The 19,356-nt window shown below is 74.5% G+C and carries 16 protein-coding genes; 12 read left to right on the top strand and 4 right to left on the bottom strand.

Annotated features, from left to right (window positions below; genetic code table 11):
- Positions 1 to 59 precede the first annotated feature (59 nt).
- The gene (locus ACO229_RS01695) at positions 60 to 1,586 is read left to right on the top strand and encodes an AMP-binding protein (protein WP_423463513.1); all 1,527 of its coding nucleotides are present in this window, start codon (positions 60 to 62) and stop codon (positions 1,584 to 1,586) included.
- Complete coding sequence (locus tag ACO229_RS01700; RefSeq protein WP_423463514.1) at positions 1,583 to 2,344, top strand: crotonase/enoyl-CoA hydratase family protein; 762 nt, start codon at positions 1,583 to 1,585, stop codon at positions 2,342 to 2,344. Before ACO229_RS01695 ends, ACO229_RS01700 begins: the two co-directional genes overlap by 4 nt.
- Before the next feature lie 52 nt (positions 2,345 to 2,396).
- On the opposite strand, the gene ACO229_RS01705 is transcribed toward ACO229_RS01700, so the two are convergent.
- Positions 2,397 to 3,599, bottom strand: coding sequence for an FAD-dependent oxidoreductase (locus tag ACO229_RS01705; protein WP_423463515.1), 1,203 nt, complete (start codon positions 3,597 to 3,599; stop codon positions 2,397 to 2,399).
- Between the two features lie 72 nt (positions 3,600 to 3,671).
- On the opposite strand from ACO229_RS01705, the gene ACO229_RS01710 reads away from it, so the two are divergent.
- A complete protein-coding gene (locus tag ACO229_RS01710; RefSeq protein ID WP_423463516.1) occupies positions 3,672 to 4,277 on the top strand; it encodes a PadR family transcriptional regulator in 606 nt (201 codons plus the stop codon).
- Positions 4,278 to 4,330: 53 nt separating this feature from the next.
- Positions 4,331 to 5,896: an alpha/beta hydrolase family protein gene (locus tag ACO229_RS01715; protein ID WP_423463517.1), complete on the top strand. Its 1,566-nt coding sequence runs from the start codon at positions 4,331 to 4,333 to the stop codon at positions 5,894 to 5,896.
- An 18-nt stretch (positions 5,897 to 5,914) separates the two neighbouring features.
- On the opposite strand, the gene ACO229_RS01720 is transcribed toward ACO229_RS01715, so the two are convergent.
- Positions 5,915 to 6,682 (bottom strand): 4'-phosphopantetheinyl transferase family protein, encoded by a 768-nt coding sequence (locus tag ACO229_RS01720; protein ID WP_397431010.1) that lies wholly within the window; start codon positions 6,680 to 6,682, stop codon positions 5,915 to 5,917.
- Between the two features lie 217 nt (positions 6,683 to 6,899).
- On the opposite strand from ACO229_RS01720, the gene ACO229_RS01725 reads away from it, so the two are divergent.
- Together ACO229_RS01725 and leuA are read left to right on the top strand one after the other, a co-directional pair.
- Complete coding sequence (locus tag ACO229_RS01725) at positions 6,900 to 9,080, top strand: hypothetical protein (protein WP_423463518.1); 2,181 nt, start codon at positions 6,900 to 6,902, stop codon at positions 9,078 to 9,080.
- A 269-nt stretch (positions 9,081 to 9,349) separates the two neighbouring features.
- Positions 9,350 to 11,179 carry a 2-isopropylmalate synthase gene (leuA, locus tag ACO229_RS01730; RefSeq protein ID WP_423463519.1) on the top strand — a complete coding sequence of 610 codons (1,830 nt, stop codon included), beginning with the start codon at positions 9,350 to 9,352 and terminating at the stop codon, positions 11,177 to 11,179.
- An 80-nt stretch (positions 11,180 to 11,259) separates the two neighbouring features.
- Here the strand turns inward: leuA and ACO229_RS01735 are convergent, their stop codons facing one another.
- Entirely contained in the window at positions 11,260 to 12,834 is a 1,575-nt protein-coding gene (locus ACO229_RS01735) for a serine/threonine-protein kinase (RefSeq protein WP_423463520.1), read from the bottom strand.
- A 112-nt stretch (positions 12,835 to 12,946) separates the two neighbouring features.
- Between ACO229_RS01735 and ACO229_RS01740 the strand changes: the two genes are divergently transcribed.
- On the top strand, positions 12,947 to 13,918 hold the full coding sequence (locus ACO229_RS01740; RefSeq protein ID WP_423463521.1) for a hypothetical protein: 972 nt from the start codon (positions 12,947 to 12,949) through the stop codon (positions 13,916 to 13,918).
- A gap of 94 nt (positions 13,919 to 14,012) precedes the next feature.
- Positions 14,013 to 14,798 carry a DUF3626 domain-containing protein gene (locus tag ACO229_RS01745; protein ID WP_423463522.1) on the top strand — a complete coding sequence of 262 codons (786 nt, stop codon included), beginning with the start codon at positions 14,013 to 14,015 and terminating at the stop codon, positions 14,796 to 14,798.
- Here ACO229_RS01745 and ACO229_RS01750 read toward each other — a convergent pair.
- Complete coding sequence (locus tag ACO229_RS01750) at positions 14,755 to 15,741, bottom strand: DMT family transporter (protein ID WP_423463523.1); 987 nt, start codon at positions 15,739 to 15,741, stop codon at positions 14,755 to 14,757. The two genes, ACO229_RS01745 and ACO229_RS01750, sit on opposite strands and share 44 nt — an antisense overlap.
- Positions 15,742 to 15,820: 79 nt before the next feature.
- Here ACO229_RS01750 and ACO229_RS01755 point away from each other — a divergent pair, with 79 nt between their 5' ends.
- The 4 genes from ACO229_RS01755 (at position 15,821) to ACO229_RS01770 (ending at position 19,313) form a co-directional block, all read left to right on the top strand.
- Positions 15,821 to 16,411, top strand: coding sequence for a TetR/AcrR family transcriptional regulator (locus ACO229_RS01755; RefSeq protein WP_423463524.1), 591 nt, complete (start codon positions 15,821 to 15,823; stop codon positions 16,409 to 16,411).
- Positions 16,412 to 16,458: 47 nt separating this feature from the next.
- The gene (locus ACO229_RS01760; protein WP_423463525.1) at positions 16,459 to 17,580 is read left to right on the top strand and encodes an acetamidase/formamidase family protein; all 1,122 of its coding nucleotides are present in this window, start codon (positions 16,459 to 16,461) and stop codon (positions 17,578 to 17,580) included.
- 41 nt (positions 17,581 to 17,621) lie between these two features.
- Positions 17,622 to 18,764: an amidase family protein gene (locus ACO229_RS01765; protein ID WP_423463526.1), complete on the top strand. Its 1,143-nt coding sequence runs from the start codon at positions 17,622 to 17,624 to the stop codon at positions 18,762 to 18,764.
- An 84-nt stretch (positions 18,765 to 18,848) separates the two neighbouring features.
- On the top strand, positions 18,849 to 19,313 hold the full coding sequence (locus ACO229_RS01770; RefSeq protein ID WP_423463527.1) for a DUF4383 domain-containing protein: 465 nt from the start codon (positions 18,849 to 18,851) through the stop codon (positions 19,311 to 19,313).
- Positions 19,314 to 19,356: the final 43 nt, after the last annotated feature.

Here is a 19,356-nt window from a genome sequence, read left to right on the forward strand (position 1 = left end):
CGGACCGGGTAGTACGGTCACGAAACGTACTAACTGGACATCTGTCGTGGAGGAAGAACATGCTCACCGTCGACCTGGTCCGCCGCGGGGCCGCCCGGTTCGGGCCGCGCACCGCCGTCCGCTTCGGTGACGAGTCGCTCACGTACACGCAGGTCGACGAGGCGGCGAACGCCATGGCGCGCGTGCTGCACGCCCACGGCGCCGAGCCCGGGTCGCGCGTCGCGCTGCTGATGGGCAACGGGCTGTGGTCCATCGCGATGGACTTCGCCTGCCTCAAGGCGGGTGTCACCCGCGTGCCCCTGAACGCCCGGCTCTCGGCGGCGGAGCAGGGCCGCATGCTCGACGAGACCGGCGTCCGGCTCCTGGTGCACGACGCGGCCCTGGTCGAGCGGGCCGGCGAGCTCGCCGCGGCGCACGACGTCGCCACGCTCGGCCTGGGCGCGCCCGGCGCCGTCGGCGGGGCGGACCTGCTGGTCGCGATGAACGAGGTCGCCACCACCGACCCGAACCTGCCGGCGCACCCGCAGGACCCGATCCTGCTGCTGTACACCTCGGGCACCACGGGCACGCTCAAGGCCGTGGAGCACACGCAGGCCAGCTACGCCGCGATCGTCACGAACATCCTCACCAACCTGGTCAGCCCCGCCCGCGACTCGGTGATGCTGCACGCCGCGAGCCTGATCCACGCCAGCGGCACCTTCGTGCTGCCCTACTGGCTGCGTGGCGGCGAGTCGGTGGTGCTGCCCGGCTTCGACCCGCAGGGCTACGTCGACGCCGTCGCCCGGTACCGCGCCACGGAGATCAACCTGGTGCCCACGATGATCGGCATGCTGCTCGGCAGCGGCGTCGCCCAGCGCGCCGACGTCTCCTCGCTGCGCACCGCGATCTACGGCGCCAGCCCCATGCCGCGTCCGGTGATCGAGGAGGCCATGGACGTCTGGGGCCCGCGGTTCGCGCAGTACTACGGCCAGACCGAGGCGCCGCTGTGCCTCACGGTGCTCGACGCCGCGGACCACGGCGACGCCTCGCTGCTCGGCTCCTGCGGCCAGCCCGCCCTGGAGGCCCAGATCCTGGTGACCGACGACGACGGCGTCCCCGTGGCCCCGGGCGACGTCGGCGAGATCCGGGTGCGTGCACCGTTCACCATGGCCGGCTACCACGCGGCCCCCGAGCTGAACGCGGAGATGTTCGCCGGCGACGGCTGGCTGCGCACCCGGGACATGGCCCGCGTCGACGAGCGCGGCTACCTGTACCTCGTGGACCGGCGCAGCGACATGATCATCACCGGCGGCTACAACGTCTACCCGCGCGAGGTCGAGGACGTGCTGCTGGCCCAGCCGTCCGTGGCGCAGGCCGTCGTGGTCGGCGCGCCCGACGACACGTGGGTCGAGGCCGTCACCGCGTTCGTCGTGCCCGCACCCGGCGCGACCGTCGACGAGGCCGCGCTCCAGGCCGCCGTGCGGGAACGGCTGGCGGGCTACAAGGTGCCCAAGTCGGTGCGGACCGTCGACGCGGTGCCGCTCTCGCCCGTGGGCAAGGTGCTGCGGCGCGCGCTGCGCGAGCCGCTGTGGGAGGGTCGCCGATGAGCGTCCTGGTCACCCGCGAGGGCAGCGTCACCCTGATCGGCATCGACCGCCCCGAGCGGCGCAACGCCGTCGACGGCCCCACGGCAGCCGCCCTCGCCGACGCGTTCCGCGCCTTCGACGCCGACGACGCCGCCACCGCCGCCGTGCTGTACGGCACGGGCGGCACGTTCTGCTCCGGCGCGGACCTCAAGGCGCTGGGCACGCCGGACGGCAACCGGGCGGCGCCGGACGGTGACGGCCCGATGGGGCCCACCCGGCTGCGGCTGAGCAAGCCGGTGATCGCCGCCGTGTCCGGGCACGCCGTGGCAGGCGGGCTGGAGCTCGCCGCCTGGGCGGACCTGCGCGTCGCCGACGAGACCGCCGTCTTCGGCGTCTTCTGCCGTCGCTGGGGCGTGCCCCTGATCGACGGCGGCACCGTGCGGCTGCCGCGGCTGGTCGGGCAGTCGCACGCGATGGACATGATCCTGACCGGCCGTGCGGTCGAGGCCGACGAGGCGCTGCGGATCGGCCTGGCCAACCGGGTGGTGCCCGCAGGTCAGGCGCTGGCGGCGGCCGTGGAGCTGGCGGAGTCCCTGGCGGCGTTCCCGCAGACCTGCCTGCGCGAGGACCGCGCGTCCGTGCTGGACCAGTGGGGCCTGGCCGAGCCGGACGCACTGGCCCAGGAGTGGACCCACGGTGCCCGCTCCCTGGCGGCGGACGCGTACGCGGGCGCGGCGGCCTTCGCCGCGGGCTCGGGCCGCCACGGCACCCCTGCGTGAGTGCTGGGTGTTCGTTGGTCTCCCCGGCCGGGAACGAACCAGCACCCAGCACTCAACGGCGGGCGGGGAGGTGGTCGGCCGGCGCGTCCCAGTCGATGCGGTAGTCGGTGACCCAGTCGTGGGTGGCGCGAGCTGCCGCGCGGCTGACCAGCGGGAGGATCAGGCGGTCGCGGAGCAGCCGGGTCAGCGGGTTCGGGATCTTCTGGTTGGACGTGCGCTTCGCCTGGGCGATCAGCTTCTCGACCCGTCGCCGGCGGGCCGCCTCGAACGCGGCGAACGCCGCCGCCGGGTCGCCGTGGTCGCGCAGGAGACGGGCCAGCAGCACGCCGTCCTCGATCGCGAGCGAGGCACCCTGGCCGGACGTCGGTGAGATGCCGTGCGCCGCGTCGCCCACCAGCCCGATCGGGCCGCGGTGCCAGACGGGCACCGTGGGCAGGTCCAGGGTGTTCCAGGGCGCGATGATCTCCGGCGTCGCGGAGATGATCTCCAGCGCGGGCCCGGCGTCGTCGGCGAACAGGCGCTCCAGCTCGGCGCGCCAGCGGTCCGGGGTGTACGCCGCGAGCTCGTCGTCGCTCGCCGCGCGGGCGCGGGGGACGTTCGCGAACCACCACACGTCGCCCGGGCCCCGGTTCGCGTAGGCGAAGAACGCCCGCCGCCCGAAGATCATGGTGAACAGCCCCACCGGCGTGTCCACCGAGACGCCGGAGGCATAGCCGCCCGTGTTCAGGAGCCCGGTGTAGCGCGGCGGCGGGCAGTGCGGGTCCAGGACGGCGCGGGTGCGGGAGTGCAGGCCGTCGGCGCCGACGAGCAGGTCGCCCTCGGCCGTGCCGCCGTCCGCGAACGTGGCGAGCACGCCGCCCCGGTGCGGTACGGCGTCGACCAGGCGCCTGCCGTACTGGACCGGGATGCCGCGCCGCACGGTCTCGTCACGGAGCCGGACGTAGAGGTCCGACCGGCGGACGGTCTGGCTGACCGTGCCGGCGGCGTCGTCCCGGCTCATCGCGAGGTGGGCCAGGCGCCGGCCCGAGGCGTTGCGCAGCTCCAGCGCGGGGGTGTCGAAGCCGCCGAGGTCCCGGTGGTCGATGCCGAGCACGCTCAGGGCGGCCAGGCCGTTGGTGGCGAGGTTGAGGTAGGCGCCGACGCCGTCGGCCGTGCGCTCGTACGCCTCGTGGATCGTCGCGTCGATGCCTGCCTTCTGCAGGGCCATGGCGGTCACGGGCCCGGTGATGCCCGCTCCGATGACGAGTGCTCTCATGTAGAAACCATAAAATGGATAACCATAAAATGGCAAGATGCTCGTCGTGCGATCCCGCCTAGGCTGGGCGCCGTGACACAGGACTCGCGGCCGCGTTCGCCGCTCGCGATGGTGCTGCTGGCGCTGCTCGCCGAGGAACCCATGCACGCCTACCGCATGCAGCGCCTGATCAAGACGCGGCGCAAGGACGACGTGGTCAACGTGGCCCGCAGCAACAGCGTCTACCAGGCGATCGAACGGCTGCTGCGGGACGGCCTCATCGAGGTGCGCGAGAAGCTGGCCGCCGACACCGGCCCGGCCCGCATCGTCTACGCCCTGACCGACGACGGCCGCGCCGCCCTGAACCGCTGGATGGACGCCGCCCTCGCCACCCCCGCCCGGGAGTTCCCCGAGTTCCGGGCGGTGCTGGCGGTCGTGGCGATCACCGGCCCGGACCTGGTGGCCGACCGGCTCGCCGAGCGGGCCGAGGCGCTGGCGGCCACGCTGGACGTCGCGGAGCGCGAGGAGCGGACGAGCCGCGAGTGGGGTCTGCCCCGCGTGCTGCTGCTGGAGCACGAGCACCTCGTCGCGGTCACGCGGGCCGAGCTGACGTGGGTGCGCGGCGTGGTCGACGACCTGCGCTCCGGCGCCCTGACCTGGGACACCGAGGAGATGCTGGCCTCCCGGCCGCCCGAGTGACGCACCGGCCCCGCCGGATCGAGCCACCGGCCCGCCGGGCGTAACATCCGAAGGTGTTCTTCCGGACCGTCGCCACCTCCGCCGCGTTCCTCGTCGTGCTCGCCGTGACCGGTGCCGTCGCGGGCCCCGCCTGGGAGCCGCAGCCCGTGACGGAGCACCTGCAGCCGGCCACGACGTCGACGGCGATCGGCGGCGCCTCGGCCGACGCCGGCGAGCCGGGGGACTACGAGGTGCGGGAGTCGCCCGTCGTCGTCGCGCTCGCCCCCGGGATCGAGGTGGGCGGGCTGCTGCGCGAACCCGTCGGGGCACCGGACGGGCGCCCGGGCATCGTGTTCGTGCACGGCGCGGGCACCGGCAAGGCCGCCGACGCGTTCACGCTGGCCGCGACCGCGCTGGCCAGCGCGGGGATCACGACGCTGGTGCCCGACAAGCGGCTCGACACCTACACGACGCGGCACCGCGACTACGAGGCCATGGCCCGCGACTACGCGCGGTCGGTGGCCTACCTGCGCGACGTGCCCGGCGTCGACCCCGACCGCGTGGGGCTGTACGCCGAGTCGGAGGGGGCCTGGGTGTCGCCGGTGATGATGGTCGACGACCCCCGGCTCGCGTTCCAGATCCTCGTCTCCGCGCCCGTGGTGCCGCCCCGGCAGCAGGCCGCCTACGCCGTCGACAACTACCTGCGCAACACCGACGTGCCGGCCGGCGTGTTCCGCGCCATCCCGCGCGCCGTCGGCATGCGGCTGCCGGGCGGCGGGTTCGAGTACGCGGACTTCGACGTGCGGCCGTGGCTCACGGAGCAGGAGGACCCGATCCTCGCCGTGTACGGCACCAAGGACGCCTCGATGCCGTTCGAGCAGGGCGCCCGGGAGCTCATGGCCGACGCCCCCGACGTGACCGTGCGGTTCTACGCGCACGCCAACCACGGCATCAACGTCGAGACGCCCGACGGCCTGGTGCTGCACCCGGACTTCGCGGCCGACCTCGCGGACTGGGTGCTCGGCCTGCCGGGGACGGCGTCCGCGCCGCCGCAGGTCGCCGGCGCCCAGCCCGAGCAGCTCTACCTCGCGTCCGCCGTGCCGCAGCCCCACTGGTACGGCGACGGCGACTGGCTCGTCGGGGTGGTGGTCACCGCCGGCGGGCTGCTCGTGGTCGGCCCCCTGCTCCTGGGCGGGGCCGCCCTCGCGGGCCGTGCCGCCCGACGTCGCCCGGGTCGCCCGGGTGCTCGCCTCGCCGCCGGCCTGCGCGGGCCGCTGACGGGGCTCGGCGCCGGCGCTGCGGCCACCACCGTCGGCCTGGTCGCCTACCTCGCCGCCGTCGCCCGGCTCGCCCTCGACTACGAGAAGGACGCGCTGGTGGTCCAGGGCGGATGGATCGGCGTGCGCCTGCTCGGCATCGCGACGGTGGTCGCGGCGGCGCTCCTGGTCAACCGGCTCCGGGACCTGCGGGGCCGGCTGGTCACCGCGGTGGCGGCCGACACGCCGGGCCGCCTCTCGGTCCACGAGACCCCGCGCGGCGGCGCCGTCGTCGTCCGCACCGGGTTCTGGCTCACCGTGCTCGGTGCGGCCGCGCTCCTGGTCACCCTGGCCTACTGGGGCGTCTACCAGCTCGGCATCTGACCCTCCGGCTAACGGGGCTCAGGAGCGAGCCGGCGCCGCCGCGGCACCGTGGAGGCGGTGGGCCACGACCTCCGGCAGGGCATCCGGGAGGCGGAGCTGACGCACCTGGTCCACGTGCGTCGTCGTCGCCAGCGCCGCGCTGTGCCCCGCCGGGGCGGGCACGTGCGTCAGGTAGGGGCGCGGGTAGGGCAGCCGCGCCGACGGGTCGCTGGTCAGCAGCGTCGGGCGCGGGCCGGACACGTCCAGGTCGCGCAGCGGGATCGCCAGCCCGTGGCCCGTCAGCTTGGCCGTCGCCTCCTTGCGCGTCCACGACGCCAGGAGCGCGTCCGCGCGCTCCCGCGCCGGCAGCCGGCGCCACGCACGGCGCTCCGCGGGCGTCAGGGCGGCGGCCGCCAGGTCCTCCAGGTCGTGGTCCGCCGGGCGGGCGTCCAGGTCCGCGCCCACCCGGCCGTCGCCCACGACCGCCACCAGCACCCACGACCGCGTGTGCGAGACCGAGTACTCCAGCCTCGCCCCGGGAACGGAGGGGCGGCCGTGCTGCGGGTCACCGCAGCGTTCGCAGACCCGGTCCACGACGATCTCGTCGGGCGGCACCCGGAGATACCGCGCCAGGATCAGCCGCTGGGCGGCACGCGACGTCAGGTGCACGTCCACAGCCTGCTCGTCCAGGCCCACGAGGTGCTCCCGATCCGGTACGGTCAGCAGGCGCGTCCAGGCCTCACGACGTCGGACCGGGACCAGCCAGACGTCGCAGGTGCGGGGTGCCGGTACGGCAGAAGGGTCCACTGCGTTCTCCTGTGACCTCGACGTATCGGCTGCCGCCGACGGTGACGTCCTGCGCACGGGTGAATGTGAGGGACGTGCGCAGAAATGCAGGTGTGACCGGACTCGCCGCGGTTCGGCCTGACAGGGCCTGCACCCAGCGGGTACAAACATCGGGGACCCCGCGCCGCCAGCCACACCTCCCCAGTCTCGACCAGCGGCGTTATCGAGGAGTGAACGGATGATGGACCAGCACGCCTCCGAGCGTGACGAGAGAACTTCGGCGGACGCCGCACCCGACGCGAACGGGGCACCGACCGAACGCCTCGGCCACGAGCACGTCGCGGTGCTCTCGCCCGAGGCCGGCGTCGAGGGATCGCCCGACGCGGCCTCCGCGAGCCCCGCCGGCGCCGGCGCCTTCGACAACATCGCCGTGGCCGACTACGTGCGCGACGCCATCGCCGCGATCGCCCTGCTCGTGTCGCTCGCGCTGCCGTGGAACCTCGAGGACCGGTCCGCCGACCGCGTCGAGGTGGTGCTCGCCGTCGCGCTGTCCCTCGCCTCGCTGAGCCTGCCCTACCTGGCCCGCCTCGCCGTGCTGCCCGTGACCTGGACCGTGCACTCGACCCGCCGGGCACGCCTGCTCGCCGGGCTCCCGCTGGCCGTGATCGGCCTGCTGCACCTCGTCTTCGACGTCAGCTCCGGCACCGGCGTCGGCACCGGGCTGGGCCTCGCGCTGGCCGGTGCGGCGCTCGCGGCCACACCGCGCGACAGCGAGCTCGGCCCGGTCGAGCAGGACGGCGCGGTGCTGCGCGGCTGGCGGTTCGGCCTGGCGGGTGTCGGCGTGCTGATCGCCGCGGGCGCCGTCGCGTCGACGCTGTTCGCCGAGCTGGCCGACGGCGCCACCCTGGGTGACCGCCTGCTGGCACCCGTCTGGCTGGTCCTGGTGCTGGGCCTCGCCTGGCTCCTGGTGGGCGGCACCGTGCGGCACGACCGTCCCTCCCGGCTGGTGCTGGTGGCCGCCGGGTTCGTGCTGGCGCTGCTGTTCGTGTTCACCTCGGGCGACGCGCTGACCGGCCTGGAGTCCATGCGCCCCGGCGTCACGGACCCGAGCCGGTTCGGCCTCGTGCTCCTGCCGCTCGCCGCCGCCATCGCGGGTACGCCCGCCGTGCGCCGCGACCCGGAGGCCGAGGAGGACCTCAGCACCGAGCGGGCCGCCGGCGTCTGGGTGCGGGTGGCGATCCGCGCGTTCGACGTCATCGTGCTGCTCGCGGCGTGCAGCGCCCTCGCGGCGCTGGTGCAGCTCATCGACCCCGGCTTCATCGGGTCGGGCGCCGGCGTGACGCTGGTGGTGCGCCTGGTGCTCGGCGTGGTCGTGGCGGCCATCGCGTGGTTCGCGCGCCGGTCCCTGAGCCGCGACCCCGGCACGGGTCACGTGCCCGCCGTCGGCGCGGCCTGCGTGGCGGGCGTGCTCGGGCTCGTGGTCGTCATCGCGACGTCCGGGGCGAGCCTGGGCGTGAACCTCGGCGACCTGCTCATGGCGCTCGGCCTGCCGATCGTCGCGGCGTCGGCCCTGATGGTGCCGAAGGCGGTGCGCGAGCACTTCCAGACGGTCGGCATCGGCGGGGCGGCGGACGTCGACCGCAGCCAGGCGTACGTGTGGGCGCCGCAGCAGCCCAAGGGCGACAAGGCGCCGCCGGCCACGCTGCCGGAGGAGCCCGTGCGGGCCGCCCCCGAGCTGCGCCGTCCGGCCGAGCCGCGCCGGGTCACCTCGACCGGTGCCGTGCGCACCGTCGCCGGTGCCGCCGCGGCCCAGCGCGCCACGCCGCCCGCCCAGGCGGCCGGCGTACAGGCCGCCGCTCCGGGAACCGCCGAGGCCGACGCCGCGCCGGCGTCGGGCGAGGTGCCCCTCAGTGCGATGCGCACCGTCGAGGACCTCCCGGCGGCGGGCGCCCCCGCGGCCTCGGTGGGCGAGACCGCGACCATGCCGCCGGTGCGCCCGGGCGAGGTGTCCGGTCAGCCGGCCGCGGCGCAGCCCGGGGCGCGCGTCCAGCGCGTGGCCTCTGGTCAGCAGACGGCGCGGATCCGCCCGGTGACGGGCCAGCAGGCCGTGACTGCCGGCGACGACGGGCAGGAGCACGTGACGCGCCCGGTGTCCGTCGGCCAGCCGCAGCGGCCCGAGGCGGACCAGGGCGCGCGGGCCGGGCACACCGCCGTCATGCCGCCGGTGGGTGGCCGGTGGACCGCCGCGGTGGCGCTCGACCCGGCGACGCCGCTCGCGGACCTGGCGAAGATCGTGCAGGAGGCGCCGCACCTGCGCCCGCAGGTCGCGGCCAACCCGTCGACCTACCCGGCGCTGCTGGACTGGCTGGGCGCCCTGGGCGACCCGCAGGTCGACGCGGCCCTGCGCACCCGCCGCTGACTCCGCCCCGAGCCCGCCGAGACCTGGTGGTGCCGCCGAGACCTGGTCGTACGCACCGGGTCTCGGCGGCACCACCAGGTCTCGGCGGCGTCGTGGGGCGGGGGTCCGGATCGTGGGCCGGGTGGCGGGGACGGCGGCCGACGGGGGTAGAGTGACGGCGTGCGTCTCACGGTGATCCTTCTCCTTCGCTGCCGCGACGAGGCCTAGACAGGCCGGTCCCTCGTCGCGGAGGCTTGGTGTGCCGGCCAACCTCACCGAGCGAAGGACACATGATGGAGAACAGCATCACCGCCACCACCCCCGGCGGAGTTCACGAGACCGCGGTGCACGGCACTGCAGGCGGGATCATCGAGGACAACCCGCAGCAGACGTCGGGTATGCCGATCCAGAAGTACCGCCCGTTCCACGAGCAGATCCGCGTCGACCTCCCGGACCGCACCTGGCCCGCCAAGCGCATCGAGAAGGCGCCGCGCTGGTGCGCCGTCGACCTGCGGGACGGCAACCAGGCCCTCATCGAGCCGATGGACGCGGAGCGCAAGCTGCGCATGTTCGAGCTGCTGGTGCAGATGGGCTACAAGGAGATCGAGGTCGGCTTCCCGTCTGCGAGCCAGACCGACTACGACTTCGTGCGCAAGCTCATCGACGAGAACCGGATCCCCGACGACGTGGTGATCCAGGTGCTGACCCAGTCGCGCGCCCACCTGATCGAGCGCACCTACGAGGCCATCGCCGGCGCCAAGCAGGCGATCGTGCACCTGTACAACTCGACGTCGGTGCTGCAGCGGGAGGTGGTCTTCCGCTCCGACCAGGACGGCATCGTGGACATCGCGCTCGACGGCGCCAAGCTGTGCCGCAAGCTGGAGGAGACCGTCCCCGGCACGCGGATCTACTACGAGTACTCCCCGGAGTCCTACACGGGCACCGAGCTGGAGTTCGCCGTCCGCATCTGCAACGAGGTCATCGAGGTCTTCGAGCCGACGCCGGAGCGCAAGGTCATCATCAACCTGCCCGCGACCGTCGAGATGGCCACGCCCAACGTGTACGCGGACTCCATCGAGTGGATGAGCCGGCACCTCGCCCATCGTGAGAACGTGATCCTGTCGCTGCACCCGCACAACGACCGGGGCACGGCCGTGGCCGCCGCCGAGCTGGGCTACCTGGCCGGCGCGGACCGCATCGAGGGCTGCCTGTTCGGCAACGGTGAGCGCACGGGCAACGTCGACCTGGTGACCCTGGGCATGAACCTGTTCTCGCAGGGCATCGACCCGCAGATCGACTTCAGCGACATCGACGGCATCCGCCGCACGGTCGAGCACTGCAACCAGATGCCGGTCCACGAGCGGCACCCCTACGTGGGCGACCTGGTGTTCACGGCGTTCTCGGGTTCGCACCAGGACGCCATCAAGAAGGGCTTCGAGCACATGGCGGGGCGCGCCGAGGCCGCCGGCGTCGGTGTCGACGACCTGGACTGGGGCGTGCCGTACCTGCCGATCGACCCGCGCGACGTGGGGCGGTCCTACGAGGCCGTGATCCGCGTGAACTCGCAGTCCGGCAAGGGCGGCGTGTCCTACCTGCTCAAGAGCGAGCACAACCTGGACCTGCCGCGTCGGCTGCAGATCGAGTTCTCGCACGCCGTGCAGAAGGTGACCGACGAGCAGGGCACCGAGGTGACCGGCGAGGACATCTGGCGCATCTTCACCGACGAGTACCTGCCGGTCGAGGACGGTGCGGAGTCCGGCCTGGAGCACTGGGGGCGGCTCACGCTGCGCGGCACCCGTGCCGTGTCGGCCGAGGGCGAGCAGGACACCCTCGAGGTGGACGTGACCGACCGTGGTCAGGAACTGACTCTGACCGGTTCGGGCAACGGCCCCATCGACGCCTTCGTCAATGCGATCGCGCAGGTGGGCGTGGACGTACGGGTGCTGGACTACACGGAGCACGCCCTGTCCGAGGGCGGCGACGCCAGCGCGGCGGCCTACGTCGAGTGCGCGGTGGGCGACGACGTCCTGTGGGGCGTGGGCATCGACCCGTCGATCACGCTGTCGTCGCTGAAGGCCATCGTGTCGGCGGTCAACCGCGCGGAACGCACGCCCTCCTGACCCGGTAACCGCTGAGTGCTGGATATTCGCCCTTCTGGCACGCGAGGAAGGGCGAACATCCAGCACTCAACGGGCTCGGGTCAGTCGAGGCGGGTGTAGGTGGCCTCGTAGCCCGTGGCACTCTCCGTGTAGGTCGTGTCGTCGCAGGTGTAGTCGAGCTGCGGGGTGCCGCCGCTCGGCTGGTACTCGCGGCTCTCGTCACCGATCGCCTTGACCACCGTGACGTCGCTGTGGTCGACCCCCGTGGTCGTCAGGACGTCTCCCTCGGTCCGGATCGGGTAGGTGGCCGTACCGGTCCACGTCTCCGTGTACTCGCCCGCCGAGGTCGGGGCGCGCAGCGGCTCGGCGTCGTCGTAGTGCACCAGCTCCGTCCCGTCCGGCTGGAACTCCGTGACCCGGCCCTCGAAGCCCGTGGCCTCGACCGTGTCCTCGCCGAGCCGGACCTGGGCGGTCAGCTCGTCCAGCCGCCAGGTGCCCACCAGGCACTCGTCGATCACGGCCGACGCCGAGGGGGAGGCCGACGCCGGCGCGGACGCCGTCGTCGGGCCGCCCTCCGGGACGCCCGAGGGCCAGCCGAGGGCGAGCGCCGTGGCTCCCGCCCCGACCACCAGCACACCGGCCGCCGCGGCGATCCAGGTGATGGGCCGGGACAGCAGCCGGCGGCGGGATGCCCCCGGCTCCGGCGTGGGCTCCGGGGCGGGCTCCGCGACCTCGGCCTTGAGCACGGTCGCGTCGTCGTCGCGCAGGGTGGTCGCGTCGTCGTCGAGAGGTACGACGTCGGGGCCCGCCGTGATCTTGGTGGTCGCCGCGCGGAACCCGGCGGGGATCTCGTTGACGAAGTCGAGCACCTCCTGCACGCCGGGCCGCTCCTCGGGGTCCTTCGCGAGGCAGGCCTGGACCAGCGGCAGGAGCCAGGCGGGGCAGGTGCTGAGGTCCGGGTCCTCGTGCACCACGCGGTAGTAGACGACGGTGGTGTCGCCCTCGCCGAAGGCGCGCTGCCCGGTCGCGGCGTAGAGCGCGACGGCGCCCAGCGCCCAGATGTCCGCGGCCGGTGAGGACACGCTCCCGCGCACCTGCTCGGGCGCCATGAACGACGGCGTGCCGACCTTGAGCCCGGTGCGCGTGAGCGACGTCGAGTCCGACGCCTGGGCGATGCCGAAGTCGATGACAAACGGCCCGTCCTGGCCGATCAGGATGTTCGACGGCTTGAGGTCGCGGTGCACGATGCCGGCCTGGTGCACGGACCGCAGGGCCTCGGCCACGCCGGCGAGCACGCGCCGCACGTCGGCCTCGGGCAGGGGACCGTTCGCCTGGACGACGGCGGACAGCGACGGGCCCTCGACGTACTCGACCGCGAGCCAGGGCTGGTCGCCGTCCGGATCGGCGTCGATCAGGGTGGCGAGGAACCGGCCGCGCACCTTCATCGCCGCGGCGGCCTCCCGGCGGAACCGGGTGCGGAACTCCGGGTCCTGCACGTACTCCTTGAGGATGGCCTTGACGGCGAGCTTTCGTCCGGTACGGGTTTCTGCGAGGTAGACCACTCCCATTCCGCCCGCGCCGATGCGGCCGAGAAGCTGGTAACCGCCCAGCTCCTGCGGATCGTTCGGGTCGAGCGGGTGGATCTGCGGGGCTGCCCCTGAGCCTGGCACGATCATGGGGGAAACATACCCGATATCCTTGAATTCACCCGACATTTCCGTCACTGTGGATCGGAATCTGCGTCGAGGAGAGCGCCAGATTTCAGAACTACCAGATACAGGGGGACACATGAAGAGGAAGTTCGTGAGCCGGGCGCTGCCGTCTGCGATCGTCGCGGGCGGCCTGCTGGTCGCGGGCACGATGTCCGCGGCCGCGGCCGACGAGACGTCGCCGAAGGTCGAGCAGTCACAGGGCGGCCTCGGCGGGCTCCTCACGGACACCGTCGACGCGGTGGTCGGTGAGGACGGCGTGGTGGACACCACGCTGACCCAGGTGACGGACACCGTCGGCCAGGTCACCAAGGAGGACGGCGCCGTCGACGACACCGTCCAGGGCGTGACCGGCGTGGTGGACTCGGTGGCCGGCAAGGACGGCGCGGTCGACGACGTGGTCAAGGGCGTCACGGGTGGCGGCAGCGGCGAGGCCACGACGCCGGCCGTCACGAGCGACGCCGCGCCGAACGCGGGCGGTCCGGTCGAGGACGTCGTGGGTGGCGTCACCGGCGCGCTCACCGCGGTGGCGGGGGAGGACGGCGCCGTCGACGACGTGCTCGGTGCCGACGGACCCGAGCAGGGCGTGACCGACAACCTGCCCGCCGAGATCATCGACGACGTGGGCTCGATCGGCGAGAACCTCGGCAGCGGTGACGTGCCGGGTGTGATCGGTGGCGTGGGCGGCCCGGACGGCGTCGTCGACGACCTGCTGGAGAGCCCCTCCTACGCGAACAACCCGGGGGGCGAGAACCCCGGGGACGGCGGTGGCGACGACGGTTCCGGTGACGGCGGTTCGGACGACGGCTCGGGCGCGGGCTCGGACGACGGTTCCGGCATCGTCCCGATCGGCAACGGCGACGGCACCGGATCCGGCAGCGGGATCGACCCGCTGGCGCCCATCGGCGCCGACGGCGAGGCCCAGGCGCCGGGTGCGCTGGCCGAGACCGGAGCCCAGGCCGCGGGTGCCGCCGCGGTGGCGCTCGGCCTCACGGCCGCGGGCGCGGCGATGATCCGCGCGCGGCGCCGGATGCTCGAGGTCCAGGACTGACACCGTCCTGACCAACAGGTCCGCCCCGGCCGTCCGGTCGGGGCGGACCTTTTTCCTGCGGTCCGCACGTGCCTGCCCGGGTTACTCTCAGGCCATGAACTGGCTGGTCACGATCAACTTTCACCCCGACCGGCTGGTCGCCGACGGGAGCGAGACCCTCGTCGAGCGGCTCGCGCACGACGGCGTCTGGCGCTCCCAGTTCGAGACCGGCACCAGCAACGGCGGTCTCACGGCCCACGAGGGCGGCGACCGGTGGCGCTGGGAGCAGCGCATGTTCGACGGCCGGTACGATGCCGCGCCGCCGCACGAGCGCCCACGCTACGGCGCGCTGAACCACCGGGACCGGGCCGCGGGCGGCGCGGTTCGCTTCGGGTCGGCCCACCTGCGGCTGCGCCCGCACGTGCTGGAGCGCACCACGTTCTGCTACCCGGACTCCGTCTTCGACCCCGAGCACTTCGCCGCGAGCGACCCGGCCCCGCTGGTGGCACTGGCGGACGCCGACACCGCGCTCGGCACGCACGACGTGCTCGACGACTACGTCGAGGCCCAGGTGCACGGCCCGGTCACGCTGGCCGACGACGTCGAGGCGCTGGTGCTGGACCCCTGCTACCGGGACACCCCGGTCGCGGAGGCAGCCGGCCGGCTGGGCGTCGCCGTCGAGTGGCACCACGGGTTCCGGCTGCACGTGGACGAGCTGGCCCGCCGCCCGGAGTTCCGGGGCCCGGCGATCGTGGAGGTGGCGCGCAAGGTGGCCGCCGGTCACACAACCGACGGCCGCCTGGACGCCCGCGTGGTGGGCGAGGCCGTGCGGGCCGGCGAGCACGACCCCCAGGACCTCAAGAAGGTGTGGCACCATCTGGCGCGCTGGGGCGGGCGGTAGCGGCGGCCGGCGGGCGGCGCACCTCGTCTGCCGGCTCCTCCGGCGCCTGCCGTGCCGGCCGGGTCAGCAGCACGCCGGCCAGGCTGACGGCGAACCCCGCCACCGTGAGCAGCGGCAGCTCCTCGCCGAACATGGCCCAGGCCCACGCGGCCGACACCGCCGGGGTGAGGTACAGCCACGTGCTCACCGCGACCGGACCCCGCGTGCGCTGCACGTAGAGGTACATGCCGTAGCCGCCCAGGAACGCCAGGCACACGAGCCAGGCGACTGCGAGCCAGAAGACCGGGTCGGCGGGCGGTGCAGCCTGCCCGCCGGCGAAGGCCACCACGGTGAACGCCGCGAGGGCGGCCGTGCTCTGCACGGTCAGCGAGTCGAGCACGTCGTACCGTCTCTCCCGCGGCGGACCGGGTGCCGGCCACAGGCTGCCGAGCAGCGTCGCGGTCGAGAGCGACAGCATGCCGCCGAGCGCCCAGAGGGCCCCCGCCGCACCGGTCCCGGCCACGGAGCCCGGCCCGACGGCCAGCGCGACGCCCACGAACCCGACGGCGAGGCCCACCGCCTGGCGGCGCCCGCCGGCGGGCCCGGACCCCGAGCCGCGCTGCAGCCCGGCCAGGACGACGGCGACCAGCGCGGGCTGCAGGGACGCGAGCAGGGCGGCGGTGCCGGCGGGTAGCCCCTCCTCGACGGCACGGAACACGCCGTACAGGTACCCGGCCTGGCCGAGGAGGCCCAGCGCGGCCTCGCGGCGCAGGTAGCGGATCCCGTACCGGCGCCGCAGGACCAGCACCACCGCCACCATGAGCGGTGCCGCGACGACGTAGCGCCACAGGAGGGTGGTGGTGGCGGGCGCCGTCGGGGCGGCGAAGGTGGCGCCCACGAACCCGGAGCTCCACAGCACGACGAGCAGGCCAGGGGCGAGGCGGTGCAGGAGGCTCTGTCTCATACGATCCAGGTAACCACACAGGTCGGTATACTCGCAGTGCACCGACCGACGCCCGGGCAGGACGACGAGGGAGGCCCCGATGCCACGACGCAGCCCCAACCCGCACACGGCCGCGGGCGAGCGGATCCTCGTCACCGCGAGCCGGCTGTTCTACGAGCGCGGCATCCGCGGCGTCGGCGTGGACCTCATCGCGGACGAGGCCGGGGTCACCAAGAAGACGCTCTACGACCGGTTCGGCTCCAAGGACGAGCTGGTGGCCGCCTATCTCACCCGGCGCCGGGAACGGTGGAACGCGTGGTTCGGCGAGCGCCTCGCCGCGCGGGTCGCTGCCGGGGCCCGGCCGGGCGCGGAACAGGTGCTCGCCGCGCTGGAGATCTCCGAGGAGTGGGCGCAGGACAACGCGCGGGGTTGCGCGTTCGTCAACGCGCACGCCGAGATCGGCGGCATCGACCACCCGGGCAACGCAGTGGTCCTCGCCGACAAGCAGTACATGCTCGGCGTGCTCACCGACCTGCTGCGGCAGGCCGGCCATCCCGGCGCGGAGCGCCTCGGCGCCCAGGTGCACCTGCTCTACGAGGGGGCGATGGTCGCGCACACGACCCGGGCGCAGCCCGACGCGTTCGTCACCGCGCGCGAGGCGGCCCGGGCGCTGCTCGCCCCGCCGGCCTGACGAGCCGGTCCGACCTCCCGCCCGGGCGAGGCGGCTACAGTCGCCCCGTGCACCAGCAGACCATCCTCCAGCCCGGCACCGCCCTCACCGACCGGGCCGCCTACCTGCCCACCTCCGTGGAGACGGCGTACTGGGGCCGCCTGCCCTGCGCCGCCGACACCGCCGTGCTCGCGGTGGACCCCGGCCAGCAGGTGGTGGTCGACACCCTGTCCCACGAGGGTGTCCTGGAGGACCAGGGCGGGGATCCGCTCGCGTACTTCGCGGAGCGCGGCGTGCCCGAGGACGCCGTGCTGGCCGACGCCGTCGAGCTGGCCACGGCCCGCCGCTCCCGGCTCGGCGACCGCACCCCGGGCCTGCCCGGGGTGCCCGGTGCGCACGGCGGCCACGTGGTGACCGGGCCGGTCGAGGTGCGCGGTGCCCGGCCGGGCGACCTGCTGGCGATCCGGGTGCTGGCCACGGAGCCGCGGGTGCCGTACGGCGTGATCTCCAACCGGCACGGCCGCGGTTGTCTGCCGGACGAGCTCCCGGCCGGCGGGGTCGACGTCGTGAGCGTCTTCGCGCAGGTGGACACGTGGGCCGACGGCGCCGGGCGCGGCTCGATCCCGCTCGCGGAGGGCTCCGCGGCCCGGGTGGGCTTCGACCTGCACCCGTTCCTCGGCATCATGGGCGTGGCCGCGGCCGGGGACGAGCGGCCGCACTCGGTGCCGCCCGGGCCGTTCGGTGGCAACCTCGACATCAACCTGCTGGGTGCCGGGTCCACGCTGTACCTGCCGGTGCAGGTCGCGGGCGCGCTCGCCTACGTGGGCGACCCGCACTTCGCGCAGGGCGACGGCGAGGTGGCGCTCACGGCGTTCGAGGCCTCGCTGCGGGTGCGGCTCGCGTTCGACCTGATCCCGGCGTCCGACGCCGTCGCCGCCTTCGGGGACCTGGCGGGACCGCTCGCCGAGACCGCCGACCACCTGGTCCCCACGGGGCTGGACGCCGACCTCGACGTGGCGGTGCAGAACTGCGTGCGCGCCGCGATCGCGCTGCTGGGCGTGCGGTACGGGATGTCGCCGGCGCACGCCTACGCGTACCTGTCCGCGGCGACGGACTTCGACATCTCGCAGGTGGTCGACGTGGTCAAGGGCGTCCACGCGCGGATCCGCAAGGCGGACTTCCCGGAGTAGGCGCGGCGCCCGCGGCGTCGGCGGCCTGGCAGCATGTGCGCATGACCCTCGATCCCCGCGTGTGGCGCGTCCGCCCCGAGCCCGGGCCGCTGGTCCGCCCCACCGGCCCCGGCCTGCTCGACGGCGAGACCGTCGCGGTCAAGGACCTGTTCGCCGTCGCCGGGCAGCGGATCGGTGCCGGGAACCCCGCGTGGCTCGCGGCCGCCCCGGTCCAGGAGCGGCACGCCGACGCCGTGGGCCGGCTCCTGGACGCCGGGGCGGCGCTGGCCGGCATCGCCCGCACCGAGGAGTTCGCGTACTCGCTGACCGGCGCCAACGCGCACTACGGGACGCCGCCCAACCCGCGCGCGCCGGGCCGGATCAGCGGTGGCTCGACGTCGGGCCCCGCGACGGCGGTCGCGGCCGGCGAGGCGAGCGTGGCGCTCGGCACCGACACGGGCGGCTCGGTGCGCGTCCCGGCCGCCTACCAAGGGCTGTGGGGCGTCCGGCCGACGCACGGCGCCGTGGCCGACGGCGGCCTGCTGCCGCTCGCGCCCACCTTCGACACGGTGGGCTGGCTCGCCCGCGACGCCGGCACGCTGACGCGGGTGGGCCAGGTGCTGCTGCCCGACGACGCGGCCCCGCTGCCCGGTCCGGCCGCGCTCGTGACGAGCGACGCCCTGCTCGGGCTCGCCGCGCCCGAGGTGCGCGACGCCGTCGGGCAGCGCGCCGCGGACGCCGGGGCCGTGGCCGTCGACTGGGCGCCCGAGCCCGGCTGGCTCGCCGCGTTCCAGACCCTTCAGGCGGCGGAGGCGTGGGTCGTGCACGGTGCGTGGCTCGCCGACCGGATGGACACCCTCGGGCCCGCGGTCAGGGCCCGGTTCGAGCGGGCACGGTCCGTGGGGGCGGACGAGGCCGCCGCGGCCCGGGCCGACGTCGCGCGCGCCCGGGAGCTGATCCGGGAGCGGCTGGGGGAGCGGGTGCTGGTGCTGCCGTCGGCGGCGTCGGTCGCGCCCCGGCCGCAGGAGGCCGAGGCGGCCCGCGCGGCCACGATGCTGCTGACCTGCGTCGCGGGGATCGGTGGCCTGCCTGCGGTGTCGGTGCCCGTGGCGACGGCGGGCGGTCTCCCGGCCGGCGCGTGCCTCGTGGGCCCGGCGGGTTCCGACCGGTCGCTGCTGCACCTGGCGGCACGGCTGGCGGGATAGCCCGCCGCACCCGGGGGCGCCGGTGTGCGAGTGGCGCCGTCCGGCGCGACGGTGGAGGGGACAGCACCGGACGGGAGAAGGATCATGACCCACTCCACCGCTTCTCGACAGGCCCGCGGTACCCACCAGTGGCTCGCCCTCGTGATCGGCGTGGTCTACCTGCTGGTCGGCATCGCGGGATTCCTCGTGACCGGCTTCAGCGGCTTCGTCGAGCACGACCACGGCCAGACGCTGCTGGGCTTCGCGATCAACCCGCTGCACAACATCGTGCACCTGGTCATCGGGCTCCTGGGCATCAGCCTCTGGGGCACCTCGGGCGGCGCCCGCACCTTCGGCTGGCTCCTCCTGGTCGGGTACGGCGCGGCCTTCGTCTACGGCCTGTTCGCCGTCGGCAACCCGGAGATCAACTTCCTCAACATCAACACCGCCGACAACTGGCTGCACGGCCTGAGCGCGCTGGCCGGCCTGCTCATCGCGGTCTGGCCCGCGCGGGCCCGGACCGTCGAGCAGCCGGGCAGCACGGAGACGCTGCCGCGGGACGTCCGGTGAGCTGAGCCGCGAGGTCCACGGGCGAGCGAAGATTTACCTCGCT

It is taken from the genome of Promicromonospora sp. MS192, from assembly GCF_049532985.1.
Classification (GTDB): domain Bacteria; phylum Actinomycetota; class Actinomycetes; order Actinomycetales; family Cellulomonadaceae; genus Promicromonospora.